A 16460-nucleotide genomic window follows, 5' to 3' on the forward strand; every position below is an offset into this window, starting at 1 on the left:
AGGCGTCATTCGCATCTCGATGGGATGAGCCCAGAAGCATTTGAGACAGCTTCAAAATGAGGCGGTCTCATGTCTAGGATACTGGGAGCAGTCCATTTCCAATCCTTACGGCAAACCAAATGAAAGTATCTCATTATGGAAATGTTGGTATTGCTGCAATGTCCTCAAAAAACCTTGAGCAGGCATTGAGGGTATTAGAAGAATTTATTGGTCTATACTGTAGTGTATTCAAGCTGAGATTGGAAATTGAAGGTGAAAAAGCATTTTTATATCTTACTCATATACTAGTTGAATCTGAGAGTACAAATAAATTTATAGCATTTCTTGTGGTAAGTTTTGCGAATATCATAAGAAAGTTGATAAAAACTGAATCAGATATTTTTATTTTTCTTAAACAAAAACAATTATTTATTAATAATAATTTTGCTTATAAATTTGAGCAAGTAACGGATGCTGTTTCCTTTGACAGAGGGCTATTAAATATACATTTAGAGACTGCAGACGAGATTGTTTTTAAACTTGCAAAGAAACAGTGTATTCGTGATACAGATAAACACATAAAAAGCAGACAAACAAAGTCAATTATACGATCGCAAATCATTGAGCTGATAGAAACGAGTCTGATCCAAAAGAATATTGGTCAATTGAACTTATCTGAGGTTGCCAAGCAGTTAAATATATCTTCAAGAACGTTGCAGCGTTATTTGGAAATTGAAGACACAACATTCAAAGCTTTGATTGCTGAAGTTAGAAAACAATATGCAGAAGCTATGCTGATTCAAAACGAACTATCTATACAAGAAATATCTGAGTCTTTAGGTTATGCAGACGTTTCTCATTTCTCAAGAGCTTTTAAAAATTGGACTGGTGTTACGCCAAAAGCATTTAGGAAGTAAGCATGAATAGATATGTAGTGTAGATTTTTCAAATGCATTGAATTGAATGAATTTCGCATAATGTATATTATGTTAAATAAGATACACCCAATCATAACTTCATATCCTTCCTACTTAAACCACAATTCAATAACTTAAGTGATTTCTATTTTAATTACGTTCAAATTCCAATGGATTACTACGGTGGCTTTGAAGGCTTAAGTCGTAAAATTGAAATTAGATGTTTTTGCATAGATCCAAGTGTTAAATCATCATTGCGATTCTTGCGTACCACACCATGGGCACGTGAAAAAGTAGAAAGCTTATATTTGTATGTCTTACGCCAAAAAGCCAAACAAAAATCTCAGCTATCAAAATCCTAGTCCCAGCATTTTAATTAGCCGATTCTTAATATCTTTTATCAGGAAGCTATATGTTCATAGCCATTGATCTCATTCTGATGGTTTAATGATCTTTCTCACAATGTGCTCATGAGTCGGTACAAGTCCTGCTTTCAATCCAAGTGGTTTAAATACCTTGTCTAAAACAGATTGAGTAAGTTTTCCTTTATCTTGTTCAATATCAGTTAACGTCCTACGACTTACACCGACTAAATTTGCATATTGTTCCTGAGACATACCAAGGATATTTTTTCGCAAATACGCCAATAATTGCCCTAATGTGATTTCATTCAATAAGTACTGCATATATAGATCAATAAGAACTTGTTGACGATCTTGAGTCTGATTTTTTGTATTCATAATAGTTCCCATCTATCTAATTTAGCTTCAACATATTCAAATGAAAGCGCTGGCATCTCCATAATTTGTTTTGGTACACCTTTATCTATTAATCTTTGTTTTAGCCCAACAAGATGACTTGCTAAACATTTCAATGTAGATAGAGACAAATTCGGATCGCATAAATGTGCAAGCTTTTGGGTAATTTGCTCCCATCGATATTCTCCTCCTTCCTCATAAGGACTTCCCCAAGTTGTTGATCTTGTAACAACTTCTGGATCAGCTTTCATTGGAGCAAAATCATAAATTGGAGCAAGCGAAATTTTTCCAGATTGTTTTAGAAATGAAGTATTTCGCCCATGATTATCAGAATTACCAAAAATAATATTGAGTAAATCTCGCTGTAACCACTCACAAACGAATTGTGCTGAATCAAACTCTGAATCAATAGATATCAGTAAATTGCATAGATTTTCAATCACTTCAAAGTGATTGAGATGGCTACCCGAAGCTTTATTTAATACGGAATAGACAGATTCAAGTCCATAACGATGCCATTTTTGGTTGTGCCATTCAACATCAAATCTTGGTAGCCATAATGATGGATATTTTTCACCTTCGATCAGCTTCATTTCTGTAGTTTCAATGGTATTGAAACCCAACTCTTTTAGCTCTTGATAGTAATAGTATTCTGCTCTGAGAATATTACAGTCGATCTCACTACGATTATTTCTTGGGAATTTAACTAGATAATGTTGATCAGGTTGATCAAAGTTTTGTTGATAAGTATCAATCCAAATATTTTGATCTTTTGTAGCACGAATCAATAATTTAGGAGCTTCACCACCCGCTCCTGTTGCACCACCACTAATTGCACCCATTTGCTGTGCATATTCAAGAAAATCTACATTTCGGTCAGCAACATCACTTTGACTAAAATAACGTAAATGCAGAGTTGATTCAGGATTGATTGGTGGAAGAGCTTCTTTTATTCTCAAATTGCCTACGGGTGCGATGCCACCTTTTTCTAATAAAATACTATCTTGCTCAGCATGCGTTAGTCTTTGTAGACCTAGAAAATTCACCCAATAACGGCGTGCAGCACCTGATGGAACAATATCATCTAAAAAACCAAACCATGAACTAGATTCATGTTTTATTAGTATTTGTACAGGTAGCGACAAACTACAGGCATGCTCATCTTGCTTGTCCAAATTGTGGATTGCGTATTCTAAATCGTAAGCTAATTCACTGGCACTTGCTGAGCCTAGTTTAGGTTCTAATAATGTTAGTTCAGCAATATCAAACCAACTTTGATCAAGTAACGCCTGTATTGTTAATTTTTTCATTGATGTAAATGTGCAATTATTTTCTCAAAAATACTCTCTTTTTTTATATTTGTGAATATATTTGCGCATAATTATTTTTTATGTAAGTTTTTGAGCATAAATTTGCTCATAACGATCTGTGGAAAATAACTTACTCAGTGTCTATTTAAAACCCTTTATTTCATTGTTATAAGGTATGAAAAATTAAATGTTTGAAAAATACTATTCCATCTATCGTTCTTAACGTGATCGAACTGTGTATCATTAAACATATTTTCTTTTTGATAAACTTCTTTTTATGAAGAATGCATTTTCTAACCACAAGCAAATTAGCGTGGTTTCTAGTTTCTCCGAACTTGTCAGTTCTAATTTTCAAGGAGATAGAAATGCGATTTGTTGGTATAGAAACCTGAATGGAGATTTTCAAGAAATCGTCAAAAAACTTCAGCTAAAGGAAAATATCACTGAGATTTCAGTTGATGATTTATTGGCTTTACAACTTTCTGAATATGGTCGTTTAGCAAGAGAAATCATAATTGCGGATATTCAGCAATTAACAGAGCTTGGCGCATCACCTACGCTTAACTTAATTCAAAACTACGAACGTGATGATGAGTTAGATTTTATTTCGACAGATGTTTATTCATTTCATGTTGATCGCTCGCCTATTCCAACAGATACTTTTTTATGTACCTATCACGGTGCGGCAAGTGAGATTCTGCCAAACGATCAAGTTGAGCAAAAGATTCTAGTTCCTGAAATTAGAGAAAAACTAAAAAATCTACATGATGGACCAGAAGCCGAATTTGAGAATTTTTTAGAAGAATATTTCTTTGATTTGCACTACCGAGCAAAACCTGAGAGTAAACCTGTTAATTTAGGTTTAGGTCATCTATGGCGTTTGGCAGTCGACCATCCAACACAACAAGTTTTACCCTGTGTGCATAGAGCACCGATAGAGATAGATGGAGAATATAGATTGCTGTTGATTTGTTAAAGACTAAAAAAGATTTCAAAAGCTCACAGAAAAGTGAGCTATACGGAGAAGATTTTTATCACATGCCTTTGTAAAGAAAGAAGCATCCAACGATCAATAACATTAAAGCAAAGCATTTTTTAAGTACGATTGGCGATAAAATATGTGCTGTTTTAGCTCCAAGCTTAGCCGTCATAAAACTCATAATGCTAATACCTAAAAATGCATAGATATGTACAAAACCAATAGTGTTAGGCACATTGATATGCTGTTTCATACCAAAAAAAATAAATCCTAAAGCACCTGCGATGGCAATTGGTAAGCCACATGCTGCTGAGGTTCCGACGGCTTTTTGCATGACTACACCATAATGATTTAGATAAGGAACGGTTAAACTCCCTCCCCCAATACCAAAAATTGCTGAAGCAACTCCGATGCCTGTACCTGCAAATATTTGTCGAGTTGTTGATGGTAATACCTTATCCTGATCGATTACATTTTTCGCCCCAAAGAACATTTTGTAAGCAACCCAGATCACAAATATCCCGATGATCAATTGTAAATTTGCCCCAGAAAGTAATCCCGCAATACCAGCTCCTAAAAATGAACCAAGGATTAGTCCTGGTGTTAGATTTTTAAATACAGGCCAAATCACGGCGCTGTTTTTATTGTGGGCGATCAATGAACTAATAGAAGTCACAATGATTGTTGCCAATGAGGTTCCCAAAGCCATATGCATGATGACATCTGGTTGGTATCCCATTTGAGTGAATACGATGTATAAAAGTGGAACGATAATGAGCCCACCACCGACACCAAAGAGTCCAGCAGCGAAACCAGCTAAAGCCCCGATGGCTAAAAAAATGATTAATTCCACGAGATATTTTCTTAAAATAAAGGGATGAATAGACAGTTGGCTCAGGCAATTTCTGCAATCTGCCCAACTTGATGATAAGCACGGTTAAAGTAGACTAACCCCTGATCATGCTGACTTTGTTGGATAGCAACGATACGACAAATAAAAATGGTATGTGTTCCAACTTCCTGAATCTGCTCAATTTGACAATCAAAACTAACCAAAGCATCTTTTAACACAGGTGCGCCAGTTTCTAATTCTGTCCAACTGCCATATTTAAAACGTTCTTCAGGACTCATCTTTGATGAAAACACTTTAGACATATGCTGATGATGTGCTGCCAAGACATTCACAGTGAGAATTTTATTTTCAACAAAGTGTGTATGTGAGCTAGACGCGATATTCATACATACCAAAAGTGTTGGTGGTGAATCTGTCACGCTGCACACAGCTGATGCTGTAAATCCATATCGACCTGTAGAGCCAATCGTTGTTACAACACTCACTGCACTTGTTAATAAAGACATTGCATTTCTAAAGTCTATTGCTTCAATCATTAAATTGTTCCTCAATTGAACCGTACCTTTTAGATTTAGCAATATCATGCTATTCCATTTCTTAGGCACACCATCTGCATGTGTTTTTAAATAGATGCGATCTTTGGTCAAGATTGACGCTAAAAGAGACTCATGGCTTGATCATTATTTTGATTGCAAACCATAAATCCTATTTAGCTCAAAATATTAGTTAGATAGTTCTTTTCGAACGATTTCTGCACCTGCGCTTAAAGCATTAAGTTTGCCTCTCGCTACATGGCGAGACAACGGCGCCATACCACAATTGGTTGATGGATAAAGTTTGTCAGCATCAACAAATTGCAAAGCTTTTCTTAAGGTATCGGCAACTTCTTCAGGTGTTTCGATATTATTAGTAGCAACATCGATCGCGCCTACCATCACTTTTTTACCGCGAATTAGTTCAATTAGATCCATTGGTACACGAGAGTTTTGGCATTCTAGCGAAACGATATCAATTTTAGATTTTTGAAGCTTAGGAAAGGCTTCCTCATATTGACGCCATTCTGAACCTAATGTCTTTTTCCAATCTGTATTGGCTTTAATACCGTAGCCATAGCAAATATGTACGGCTGTTTCACATTTCAGACCTTCTAGCGCTCTTTCTAAAGTTGCCACACCCCAATCATTGACCTCATCAAAAAATACATTAAATGCAGGTTCATCAAATTGGATAATATCAACACCAGCTGCTTCGAGTTCTCTCGCTTCCTGATTTAAGATTTTTGCGAATTCCCATGCTAGTTTTTCGCGGCTTTTATAATGTCCGTCATATAAGGTATCAATCATGGTCATAGGACCTGGTAATGCCCATTTGATCGGTTGATTGGTTTGTTGACGTAAAAATTTAGCATCTTCAACGAATACAGGTTTTTGACGACTGACAGCACCCACAACGGATGGAACACTTGCATCGTAACGATTTCGAATTCGAACCGTTTCACGCTTCTGGAAATCAACGCCATCTAAGTGTTCAATAAATGTTGTGACGAAATGTTGGCGAGTTTGCTCACCATCACTTACGATATCGATGCACGAGTGTAATTGCTCGTGCAGTGACAGTCTTAAAGCATCTTGCTTAGCTTCATAAAGTTGTTCATCTTGGAGTTTCCATGGCGACCAAAGCTTTTCAGGTTCAGCTAACCAAGAGGGTTTTGGTAAGCTGCCAGCAGTTGATGTCGGTAATAATCTTTTCATAATCAGTAATCTTCTATATCGGTTTACACAGCAGCATAATTTTGTTCGGTGTAGTTCTCAGCCCACTGTTCGAGAATCTCTCGATAAGGTTTGATAAATTGCTCTTCAGTGAATTTGCCTTGTTTTACAGCTAACTGACTACGCTCTTCACGGTCGTATACGATTTGCGTTAAAGAGTAATCTTGGTATTTCAAACTTGGTTGATAGCATTTGCTAGCTACAGAGTTAGCATTGTAAATTTCAGGTCGGTAAATCTTTTGGAATGTTTCCATTGTGCTGATTGCACTAATGAGTTCTAGGTTGCTGTAATCACTTAGCAAATCACCTGAAAAATAAAAAGCTAATGGCGCTACACTGTTAGCAGGCATGAAATAACGTACTTTTAACCCCATTTTCTTGAAGTATTCATCAGTTAGAGAATATTCATCTTGTTGATATTCAACGCCTAATACAGGATGAACATTTGCAGTTTGATAATATGTTTTTGTGCTCGACACACTCAGGCATATCACAGGTGCTTTATCAAAATTCGCTTTATATGCCGCTGAGTTGATTAAGTGTTTAAAAAGCTTGCCGTGTAATACACCAAAGTTATCTGGCGCACTAAATTTTGCTTGATTTTTACTGTGTTCTAGTAATAAGACACTAAAATCATAATCACGCACATAAGATGAAAAACTATTACCTACCATGCCATCAATACGCTTATTTGTCTGATGATCAACAATTGTTGTTTTTAGCATTTCAATAACTGGAAATGCATGACCATTACCTTCGATATCCATATTTGCTGAAATAATATCGATTTCAACTGAATAACGATCCGCTTTTGGATTATCCCAATGTGCTAAGTCATTGAAACGATTATTGATCATTTGTAAGGTTTTACGTAGATTTTCTTGACGGCTCTCACCTCTTGCTAAATTTGCAAAGTTAGTTGTAAGACGTGTGCTTTCTGAAGGATGATAATTTTCATCAAAACGAATACTTTTAATAGAACATGTAAATTTTTTACTCATTGTACTACTACCCTAATCTCTAAGATAAAACCTGAATTTCTGTATGAAATAATTTATACATGAATGTTCACATGAGTAAAAATGATTTAATCTAACCAAAAGATGAATAAAATTCATGGTTGTGTGTTTTTATGGGTTTCAGTGCTCTAACCTGAATGAACTTCATCATGAGCTGAAAAACTATCAGGATATTGATTGAATTATTGCTATAAGGGTGTGTTTGTAATTTGGAGTTATTCTTTAGATGATGACATACAATCTTTCTTTTCTATTTTTTCGTTTACAACGATATAAAACTTGAATTTTATTAATCGAATAACAGAATCCCATATAAAAAAGACGATCCAATTTTTAAGTCAGATCGTCTTTATTCATATCAGTGAATTGGATTTAGAAATTCACCGACCAAGAAAATTGTGCGGTGCGTGGAGCGCCTAGGAACAAATAATCATCCCCAAAGAAGCTTCCCGCATCTCTCCAATATTTTTTATTAAATAGATTGTCAACATTGAATCTTAACGTGTTTTCATAGCCATTAGCTTTAAAGTTATAAGCTGCACCAGCATTAAAAACTGTGTAGCTTGGAACTTTTACACTGCCTATTTTATTGGCATATTTACTTGAACTGTATTGTGTACCAGCCAGTAGTCTTAAGCCTTCTACTTGTGGCAATTGATACGATAAATAAGTTGCAAAACGTACTTTAGGAACATTCTGAGTTTGATGGCCTTGATATTCAGCGACATCAATCTCTTTTAAGCGTGAACGAGTCAGCGCCAAAGTCGAGACCATATCTAAATTCTGTGTCAAACGTCCTTGCAAACCAAGTTCTAAACCTAAGTTATGTTGTTTACCATCAGTTAAGTAATAGTTATCAGCATTCGTATATTGATGATCTTGTTCTAGATCAAATATTGCTGCTGTAAATAACATAGATGGTAATTGATGCTTCAATCCCAGTTCATATTGGGTGGATTTGATTGGAGCAAGTGTTTCAAATGCATTACCGACAATCCCTTTTTCTTCATTACCGAAGGCATACCACGGCGCTTGTCCGCCATCACTTAGACCTTTGCTAAATGATGTGTAAACTTGCGTATTTTCCCAAGGTTGGTACATCACTGCAAATTGTGGCAAGAATCGGTTTAAATCTGTATCACGAATCATATTCGCTGCCGCATCATAAGCTTTCTCATCTAAAGAAAGGATTTTTCCACCTATATGAACTGACCATGCGTCATTGAAACGGATTTGGTCTAGTAGATTTAATGCGGTTTGCTGACTATCAAGGGACTTATAGCGATTGCCTAGAGCTACATCTGTAGGCTTATAGTCCACAGTATTGTTATAGATGTTGCCCGTACCAACGAGTTGATTGATTGCATCATATTGAGCACGTCGTTTATAGGTATGAGATAACTCGACATTTAAGCTATGCTGCCATGTCCCTGTTGCGAACTTGCCGTTTAATCCTGTTTTAAATTGATTTGTTAAATAACTATCATCTGGACTACGGAAATCATAAATATCGTAGTTACCTTTTTGATCAAAGGTATTGCCTAAACCTGTAAATTCACAAATCTCACTATAACAACCCCACGGGAATGCTGAATAGTCATCAACGACTACACGGCTTTGCGAAGCGGATAAGCTTGCTGTCCAATCATCATTGAGACGATGCGTATATTTTAAACTCGTATTCAGACTTTCATTAGTAACGGGTTTACTCCAACTTTGATAACCCAGTAAACGATCCCATTCCACATTAGTCGGTACAATTTTTCCATCTAATAATTGATAGCCTGGTACCGAGCGCTGACGTTGGCGTTGTGATTCAATATCAAACTCAAGTTTTGAATCATCAGAAATCTTCCAGTCCAAAGCAACTGAACCAAAAAGTCGCTTCCCATTTGTATGCTCTACATACGGATGAATCTCTTCGTGAGCTAAATTGATTCGATAGCCAAATTGTTGATTTTCACCCACGATATCGCCTATATCTGTTGCGATACGATAACCACCCTGACTATCTGTTTCTAAGGTAACTGAACGAATATCCTTTGGACGTTTAGTCACGTAGTTAACTATTCCACCTGGCGTAGACATACCACTTTGGATTGCGCTGATACCCTTTAAGATCTCGACTTGCTCTTTATTTTCTAACGCAACATTTTGCTCGCCTCTAAGTAAGTTGCCATTGAGTAGATAACTTGAACCTAGATTGAGCGCGAAACCACGCATAATAAAGTTTGAGTAATAGCCAATAGGCGCATAACCATCCCCTACAGAAGCATCATTTTTCACAACGTCAGCCAGTGTTTTTGCATGCTGATCAGCAATGCGTTCGGCAGTAATCGTGCTCACTGAAGCAGGAATTTTAGCAACGGTTTGTTGATTAAAACCTGATAAATTGATTTGAGGTTGGTAGTACACACTTTGAATGGATTGTGCTGCTAAAGTGATAGTTGGAAGTTGCGAAACAGTGTTTTCATCTTCTGCATTTGCGACGACTGAACTTAGTCCCATACACGAAAATGAACCAACGGTTAGAAGCGCTTTTTGTAAACGAGAAAATGAAAATGGATAAGTTTTCACAGTAGTTGCCTAACCCCAAAAAAGATAATGGTATAACCTGAATTTTCGAGGCTGAGTATTCACAATTTTTGATGCTTGAACAAGCGCCTTTGCTTACATATATCTGAATTTTTAGCTACTCCGATAATCCGACAAACAAAATGACCAGTTCAGCCAAACCGTGTTAGTATTTGAAAATGACAATTCATCATGTCAAATTAAAAAAGAAAGGAATTGCTATGCTAAAAATGCAACAAATCAACATCACTCAAGAATTCAATGCCCCTGTCGAAAAGGTATTTGCGATCCTCAGCGAACATGAAAATTTGAATAAGCTCTTCGCTCCAGCAAAAGTGACTCGTTTGAGTGATGGTCAAGATGCACGTAATGGGGTTGGTTCAGCGCGTAAGTTATCTATACCACTCACACCTTCATTTGTTGAAACAAATTTAGTCTATAGAGAAAATGAATTGATTGAATACGCGATTACTAGTGGTATTGCACCAATTAAAGCGCATCGCGGCGTAATGAAGTTTACTGATTTGGGAAATAATCGTAGTCGTTTGGACTATACGATTAGCTTTAAGGGTCGTGTGCCTTTTATTGGGCCAATTATCAAATTGGCATTACAAAATGGTGTGAGCCGTGGACTTAAAAAACTAAAAGTATAAGTTTTAGAGAAATTTCGTATTCTCTAATTTGAATCTTAACTCCCATAATTTCTGATTGTGGGAGTTTTTATTTGCTGTATAGATCAACTTTTCTTTCAAAATTAATTTCTAAAATAACATTCAGCTTATTTTTACGATAAATTAGATCTATTCAATAATTTACTTAGGAAAAGCGATGACTCTTAAGCAGCTAAAGGCATTTTTAGCACTTGCGCGTACTTTAAATTATGCCAATGCTTCGCTGGAACTGCACTTAAGTCAATCTGCTTTAAGTCTAAGTATAAAAAGTTTAGAAGATGAACTCGGCGGTAAGTTGTTTAATCGAAATACACGTCGTGTTGAACTGACTCAAGAAGGTAAATCTCTCATTCCCTACGCAAAAAAACTATTGGCAAATTGGGATGAAATGGAAAATGACGTTAAACAACGCTTTAAATTAAATCGCGGCACACTCAGTATCGCCTCGATGCCCTTTTTTACCCATGCGATCTTGCCTGATGTGATTCATTCTTTTTTATCTGAGCATCCAAACCTTAATTTTTCGATCCATGATATTCCAAATGAAACCATTATAGAAAAAGTTCAAGATGGCATCTTTGAGCTAGGTGTTTGTTTTGAACCAGAACTGACCGAAGGCTTAGAGTTTGTGCCTTTGTTTGATGAAGACTTTCTCGCCTTACTTCCTAAAAATCATCTCTTAGCAGACAAAGCACGTATTTCGTGGCAACAATTGTTTGCTAATCCTTTTATTACCCTACAAAAGCCATCGATTGTTCGTCACTTGGTTGAGCAAAACTGTTTGCGCAACAATATGACTTTGGATTTGAAAATTGAGTGTCATCAGATTTCTTCATTATCTAGTTTTGTTGCACATGGTATTGGGGTAAGCGCGATTCCACGTCATTTTGCCAAGCATATAGACTTAACAGAGAATGTATTACTCGAACTGGAAGATGGAACCATCCACAAAACGGTTGGTATCGTCTATAAAAAGAATTTTGAAATATCACATATTTCGGCACAATTTATTCAGTCATTGAAAAGGTATAAATTTTAAATAACTCATTATTGTAATTGGTTATATATTTTTTACTTTTAAATAAATATATTTATTATTAATATTTTCAATTGTTTATGAATTTTAATCTATTATTTTTTAAGATTAAAATCCATCCAAATGAATCAATTTATTAATTAAACTCATTAATCCTTGAGAAAAATCAACTTCTATCTACCTAGTCCTAATGCTAAAACTAAATCACTAAGGGACGATAGGACAATAATAGAATGAATAAGGTATATGCCAGTGCTGAGGCAGCAATCAAAGATGTGGTTGCTAATAACCAAACCCTTGCCGTGGGCGGTTTTGGGTTATGTGGAATTCCTGAGCAGCTCATTGTCGCGGTTAAAGAAAGTGGTGTAACAGGTCTTACTTGTATTTCAAATAATGCAGGTGTTGATGATTTTGGCCTAGGTATTTTATTGCATACCAAACAGATCAAAAAAATGATCTCATCTTATGTGGGTGAAAATAAAGAATTTGAACGTCAATATCTAAATGGCGAGCTTGAAGTTGAATTAACTCCACAAGGAACATTAGCTGAAAAATTACGCGCTGGCGGTGCTGGTATTCCAGCTTTTTATACGAAAACTGGTGTAGGAACTCTGATTGCTGAAGGCAAAGAAGAACGTAATTTTCATGGTAAAAAATACATTTTAGAAGAATCTCTTACTGCTGATGTTTCTCTTATTAAAGCTTACAAGACAGATAAAGCTGGAAATTTAATATTCCGTAAGACGGCTCAGAATTTTAATCCTGAATGTGCAATGGCTGGGAAAATTACCATTGCTGAAGTGGAACAAATCGTTGAGATTGGTGAATTAGATCCAGATGAAATCCATTTACCAGGGATTTATGTGAATCGCATTATTTTAAATGCATCACCAGAAAAACGTATCGAACAAAAAACTTTAAGCATGGAGGCAGTTTAAAATGGCTTGGTCACGTAATGAAATGGCACAGCGTGCTGCACAAGAACTCGAAGATGGCTTCTATGTGAACTTAGGTATTGGCTTACCTACCCTTGTTGCCAACTATATTCCAAAAAACATGAATGTATGGTTGCAGTCTGAAAATGGGCTGCTTGGTATCGGCGCATTTCCTACTGAAGAAACCTTAGATGCAGATTTGATCAATGCTGGAAAGCAAACGATTACTGCACGTGCAGGTGCGGCATTTTTCTCAAGTTCAGAATCTTTCGCAATGATCCGTGGCGGTCATGTCAATATTGCGATTTTAGGCGCTATGGAAGTTTCTGAACAAGGTGACTTAGCCAATTGGATGATTCCAGGTAAGAAAGTCAAAGGTATGGGCGGTGCAATGGACTTGGTTGCAGGTGTTCAAAAAGTTGTGGTTCTCATGGAACACTGTGCGAAAGATGGTACGCCTAAAATTGTGAAAAACTGTAGCTTACCACTGACAGGTCAAGCCGTTGTTCATCGTGTAATAACGGATTTAGGTGTCATGGATATTACATCTGAAGGTGTTGAACTGATTGAACTCGCAAAAGATGTGACGCTTGAACAAATTCGAGCAGTAACAGGTGTGCCATTAATTTTTGATAAATCTTTAGTGGCATAAATGAGATGAGATATTCTGCTCTTGTCTGTTGAACTGGAGCAGTTTTACGACAACATACATTTAAAGAGATATAAAAATGAGTTCGATTGTTATTGTGTCAGGTAGTCGTACCGCGATGGGCGGTTTTCAAGGTAGCCTTGCTAGTTTAACTGCTCCAGAATTAGGTGCTGCTGTAATCCGTGAGTCTATCCAGCGTGCTGGTATTGCACCAGAGCAAGTCAATGAAGTGATTTTTGGTTGTGTATTGAGTGCAGGCATTGGTCAAGGTCCTGCTCGTCAAGCAATGCGTAAAGCTGGAGTTCCAGATCATGTTGGCGCAGTGACCATCAATAAACTATGTGGTTCTGCGATGAAAGCAGTATTGATGGCATCAGATGCTTTGAAAGCTGGTAGTGCAAATATTGTGGTTGCGGGCGGTATGGAATCAATGACCAATGCACCATATATCCTACCTAAAGCACGTGGTGGCTATCGTATGGGACATGGTGAAATCAAAGATCATATGTTTCTGGATGGTTTGGAAGATGCTGAAACTGGTCGTTTAATGGGTTCATTTGCTCAGGATATGGCAAATACTAAAGGCTTCACCCGTGAGCAAATGGATAACTTTGCGATTTCTTCACTCAAAAAAGCTCAAACAGCGATTACAGAAGGATATTTCAAAGATGAAATCGTCGCTGTAGAAGTTAAAACACGTAAGGGTGTTGAGGTGATTGACCAAGATGAGCAACCTCTGAAAGCAAATCTTGATAAAATTCCGACACTACGCCCTGCTTTTAGCAAAGACGGTACGATTACGGCAGCCAATTCGAGTTCGATTTCGGATGGTGCTGCGGCTTTGGTACTTTCTACAGAAGATTATGCACAAGCAAATGATTTAAATGTCTTGGCTAAGATTGTAGCTACTTCGAGTCATTCGCAACATCCAAGTGAGTTTACGATTGCTCCAATTAGTGCGATTCAAAAAGTACTTGATCGTGCTGGCTGGTCAGTTGAGGATGTCGATGCATGGGAAATCAATGAAGCTTTCGCGATGGTGGCTATGGCTCCGATTCATGAGTTAGGTATTGATGAAGCTAAAGTCAATATTCACGGTGGCGCATGTGCTTTAGGTCATCCGATTGGTGCGACAGGTTCACGTATTATTCTTTCATTGATCTATGCATTAAAACGTCTAGGCAAGAAGAAAGGCGTCGCTGCATTATGTATTGGTGGTGGTGAAGCAACAGCTGTTGCGATTGAAATCTAAATTATCAAGTATCAATAAAGCATCTCAATCGAGATGCTTTTTTTGCATAAAAATGATGTGTGGAAAAGGTTTGATCTGATTTATATTCATTTTTCTTTCTAGATTGAATGAAAAAATAGATACCAGTCTCATGTAAATCCAAGTGTTTTAAAGAATTAAGGGTTGTCAGGAATTGAGCCAACTCACTTCTATTCTTACCTTTTTGATTTTAAGTTCTGTCTGAAATAAAAAAAGCACATCAGCCTATCTGATGTGCTTTTCATGTTTTATAGAAGAATCAAATCATATTAAGTTAAGCATTACTTGATTCGGTCAAGCTAGTTTTTACTTCTTCTACTTGTTGTTGCTCATCATCAAATTTATGACGTTTCAAACTCAATATCGCGCAAATTGCTAACATTGCAGGGATAGAAATCATCACAAAATTCATGGTATGCGGTAAGTTTAAGGTTAATAACAAGCCTGTTAAAATCGGACCGACAATCGCACCAATTCGACCTACACCAGAAGCACAACCAATTCCAGTCGAGCGAACACTTAATGGATAGTATTGCGCAACATAGCTATAAAGAAGGATTGAAGTACCAATCGTCGCTGCGCCAGCAACAGTTACTAAACCATATAAAACATAAGCTGGAGAGTTAAATCCTAAGCCGATCAGTGCCACTACACCTGCCATCAGCATTCCCATGATCACAGGTTTCAAATGGAATTTGTCTGAGAGAATGCCACCACCAATTGAACCAATCATTGCACCAACATTCAAAGCAAATAAGAATAAGATACTCTTGCCGAGTGAATAACCTGCTGCAAGCATAAGTTTTGGTAACCAACTGCTTAGTGCGTAAACCATTAATAAGCACATAAAGAACAATACCCAAAACATAAGCGTATTGAATGCACGTCCTTGTTGAAATAAGCCTTTTACAGAACTACCTGTTGGAACATTATCTTCATTCAACACTAAACGCGTATTAATACCGATGCTTTGTTCAGGTGAGATTTTTTGAATGATGCTATGTGCTTGATCAGTTTTGCCAGTTTTAACCAAAAAGGTTAAAGATTCAGGTAGGAATTTCCAGATAACAGGTAATAAAATTAAAGGAATACCAGCAATCAAGAACATGATCTGCCAACCTTGACTCTCAACTAAATAACTTCCGATAAGCGCAGATAGAATTCCACCGATCGCATAACCACTAAACATCGTGCCAACTAAGGTACTGCGAATACGTTTAGGTGCGTACTCTGATGTGAGTGCGACGAGATTTGGCATAACCCCACCTATCCCTAAACCTGCTAAAAACCGTAAAATACCAAATTCAAAAGGATTTGATGCAAACGCACCTAAAAAAGTAAAACCGCTAAAGAAGGTCACACAGATTAAAATTACATTTTTACGTCCGATTTTATCTGCCAAAGCACCGAATACCATGGCTCCAAACATCATTCCGCACAAAGCCGTACTGGCGAGCATGCCTGCTTGTACATCTGCGCTTTGCCTGATGCAGTCATAGGAAATTCATTAAAGAATTTTACGTAACGAGGCACTTTATTATGTGAAATGTGTTCCTTACAGAAACTACGGATGTTGTCTTCATTGGTCTGATGATGTTCATGCAAAATAATACAAGCACATAGTTCTTCACCGTAACGCGTATCAGGTAGACCGATCACTTGCACATCACAGATCGCAGGATGGGTATATAAGAAGTCTTCGATTTCTTTAGGAAAGAGATTTTCTCCACCTCGAATGACG

Annotated in this window: 16 protein-coding genes and 2 pseudogenes; 9 read left to right on the plus strand and 9 right to left on the minus strand. The window is 36.9% G+C overall.

Going from position 1 to position 16460, the window contains the following annotated elements:
• Positions 1-92: 92 nt before the first annotated feature.
• The 3 genes and pseudogenes from A2003_RS04760 to A2003_RS04770 all read left to right on the plus strand — a co-directional run.
• A pseudogene (locus A2003_RS04760) lies at positions 93-356 on the plus strand (AraC family transcriptional regulator ligand-binding domain-containing protein); the annotation flags it as partial.
• A gap of 288 nt (positions 357-644) precedes the next feature.
• Positions 645-896, plus strand: coding sequence for a helix-turn-helix domain-containing protein (locus tag A2003_RS04765; protein ID WP_235620000.1), 252 nt, complete (start codon positions 645-647; stop codon positions 894-896).
• 170 nt (positions 897-1066) lie between these two features.
• Positions 1067-1258, plus strand: a complete 192-nt coding sequence (locus tag A2003_RS04770) for a VF530 family DNA-binding protein (protein WP_286686883.1) — start codon at positions 1067-1069, stop codon at positions 1256-1258.
• Positions 1259-1327: 69 nt separating this feature from the next.
• On the opposite strand, the gene A2003_RS04775 is transcribed toward A2003_RS04770, so the two are convergent.
• Entirely contained in the window at positions 1328-1636 is a 309-nt protein-coding gene (locus tag A2003_RS04775) for a helix-turn-helix domain-containing protein (RefSeq protein WP_004954417.1), read from the minus strand.
• Entirely contained in the window at positions 1633-2964 is a 1332-nt protein-coding gene (locus A2003_RS04780) for a type II toxin-antitoxin system HipA family toxin (protein ID WP_039047949.1), read from the minus strand. The genes A2003_RS04775 and A2003_RS04780 overlap by 4 nt, the downstream gene beginning before the upstream one ends.
• Positions 2965-3241: 277 nt before the next feature.
• On the opposite strand from A2003_RS04780, the gene A2003_RS04785 reads away from it, so the two are divergent.
• Positions 3242-3940 (plus strand): DUF1826 domain-containing protein, encoded by a 699-nt coding sequence (locus tag A2003_RS04785; RefSeq protein WP_004961833.1) that lies wholly within the window; start codon positions 3242-3244, stop codon positions 3938-3940.
• A 58-nt stretch (positions 3941-3998) separates the two neighbouring features.
• On the opposite strand, the gene A2003_RS04790 is transcribed toward A2003_RS04785, so the two are convergent.
• From A2003_RS04790 to A2003_RS04810, 5 genes are all read right to left on the minus strand, one after another.
• A complete protein-coding gene (locus A2003_RS04790) occupies positions 3999-4796 on the minus strand; it encodes a sulfite exporter TauE/SafE family protein (RefSeq protein WP_039047950.1) in 798 nt (265 codons plus the stop codon).
• A gap of 41 nt (positions 4797-4837) precedes the next feature.
• Positions 4838-5332 (minus strand): flavin reductase, encoded by a 495-nt coding sequence (locus A2003_RS04795; protein ID WP_004954405.1) that lies wholly within the window; start codon positions 5330-5332, stop codon positions 4838-4840.
• 186 nt (positions 5333-5518) lie between these two features.
• On the minus strand, positions 5519-6547 hold the full coding sequence (locus tag A2003_RS04800; protein ID WP_039047951.1) for a methionine synthase: 1029 nt from the start codon (positions 6545-6547) through the stop codon (positions 5519-5521).
• Positions 6548-6570: 23 nt separating this feature from the next.
• Positions 6571-7566, minus strand: coding sequence for a DUF1852 domain-containing protein (locus A2003_RS04805; protein WP_039047952.1), 996 nt, complete (start codon positions 7564-7566; stop codon positions 6571-6573).
• A 390-nt stretch (positions 7567-7956) separates the two neighbouring features.
• Positions 7957-10161: a TonB-dependent siderophore receptor gene (locus tag A2003_RS04810; RefSeq protein ID WP_039047953.1), complete on the minus strand. Its 2205-nt coding sequence runs from the start codon at positions 10159-10161 to the stop codon at positions 7957-7959.
• A gap of 218 nt (positions 10162-10379) precedes the next feature.
• On the opposite strand from A2003_RS04810, the gene A2003_RS04815 reads away from it, so the two are divergent.
• From A2003_RS04815 to A2003_RS04835, 5 genes are all read left to right on the plus strand, one after another.
• The gene (locus A2003_RS04815) at positions 10380-10811 is read left to right on the plus strand and encodes an SRPBCC family protein (protein WP_004911109.1); all 432 of its coding nucleotides are present in this window, start codon (positions 10380-10382) and stop codon (positions 10809-10811) included.
• A gap of 175 nt (positions 10812-10986) precedes the next feature.
• On the plus strand, positions 10987-11868 hold the full coding sequence (locus tag A2003_RS04820) for a LysR family transcriptional regulator (RefSeq protein WP_039047954.1): 882 nt from the start codon (positions 10987-10989) through the stop codon (positions 11866-11868).
• A gap of 230 nt (positions 11869-12098) precedes the next feature.
• Complete coding sequence (locus tag A2003_RS04825) at positions 12099-12803, plus strand: CoA transferase subunit A (protein ID WP_004961850.1); 705 nt, start codon at positions 12099-12101, stop codon at positions 12801-12803.
• Position 12804: 1 nt separating this feature from the next.
• The gene (locus A2003_RS04830) at positions 12805-13452 is read left to right on the plus strand and encodes a CoA transferase subunit B (protein ID WP_004954392.1); all 648 of its coding nucleotides are present in this window, start codon (positions 12805-12807) and stop codon (positions 13450-13452) included.
• 76 nt (positions 13453-13528) lie between these two features.
• Positions 13529-14701, plus strand: a complete 1173-nt coding sequence (locus A2003_RS04835) for a thiolase family protein (protein ID WP_125318749.1) — start codon at positions 13529-13531, stop codon at positions 14699-14701.
• 292 nt (positions 14702-14993) lie between these two features.
• Here the strand turns inward: A2003_RS04835 and A2003_RS04840 are convergent.
• Together A2003_RS04840 and A2003_RS04845 are read right to left on the minus strand one after the other, a co-directional pair.
• Positions 14994-16190: pseudogene (locus tag A2003_RS04840) on the minus strand (MFS transporter); the annotation flags it as partial.
• The coding region (locus A2003_RS04845; protein WP_502685947.1) for an AMP-binding enzyme at positions 16148-16460 on the minus strand (313 nt) is incomplete at its 5' end. The pseudogene A2003_RS04840 and the gene A2003_RS04845, both read right to left, overlap by 43 nt.

The organism is Acinetobacter sp. GWC1_38_13, assembly GCF_001767535.1.
Taxonomy (GTDB): Bacteria; Pseudomonadota; Gammaproteobacteria; order Pseudomonadales; family Moraxellaceae; genus Acinetobacter; species Acinetobacter junii.

Bases quoted from the DNA above. Each gene is read 5' to 3' on its own strand.
- A2003_RS04835 (WP_125318749.1), top strand. From the start codon at position 13,529: ATGAGTTCGATTGTTATTGTGTCAGGTAGTCGTACCGCGATGGGCGGT.
- A2003_RS04805 (WP_039047952.1), bottom strand. From the start codon at position 7,566: ATGAGTAAAAAATTTACATGTTCTATTAAAAGTATTCGTTTTGATGAA.
- A2003_RS04780 (WP_039047949.1), bottom strand. From the start codon at position 2,964: ATGAAAAAATTAACAATACAGGCGTTACTTGATCAAAGTTGGTTTGAT.
- A2003_RS04825 (WP_004961850.1), top strand. From the start codon at position 12,099: ATGAATAAGGTATATGCCAGTGCTGAGGCAGCAATCAAAGATGTGGTT.
- A2003_RS04830 (WP_004954392.1), top strand. From the start codon at position 12,805: ATGGCTTGGTCACGTAATGAAATGGCACAGCGTGCTGCACAAGAACTC.
- A2003_RS04820 (WP_039047954.1), top strand. From the start codon at position 10,987: ATGACTCTTAAGCAGCTAAAGGCATTTTTAGCACTTGCGCGTACTTTA.
- A2003_RS04770 (WP_286686883.1), top strand. From the start codon at position 1,067: ATGGATTACTACGGTGGCTTTGAAGGCTTAAGTCGTAAAATTGAAATT.
- A2003_RS04800 (WP_039047951.1), bottom strand. From the start codon at position 6,547: ATGAAAAGATTATTACCGACATCAACTGCTGGCAGCTTACCAAAACCC.
- A2003_RS04775 (WP_004954417.1), bottom strand. From the start codon at position 1,636: ATGAATACAAAAAATCAGACTCAAGATCGTCAACAAGTTCTTATTGAT.
- A2003_RS04785 (WP_004961833.1), top strand. From the start codon at position 3,242: ATGAAGAATGCATTTTCTAACCACAAGCAAATTAGCGTGGTTTCTAGT.
- A2003_RS04795 (WP_004954405.1), bottom strand. From the start codon at position 5,332: ATGATTGAAGCAATAGACTTTAGAAATGCAATGTCTTTATTAACAAGT.
- A2003_RS04815 (WP_004911109.1), top strand. From the start codon at position 10,380: ATGCTAAAAATGCAACAAATCAACATCACTCAAGAATTCAATGCCCCT.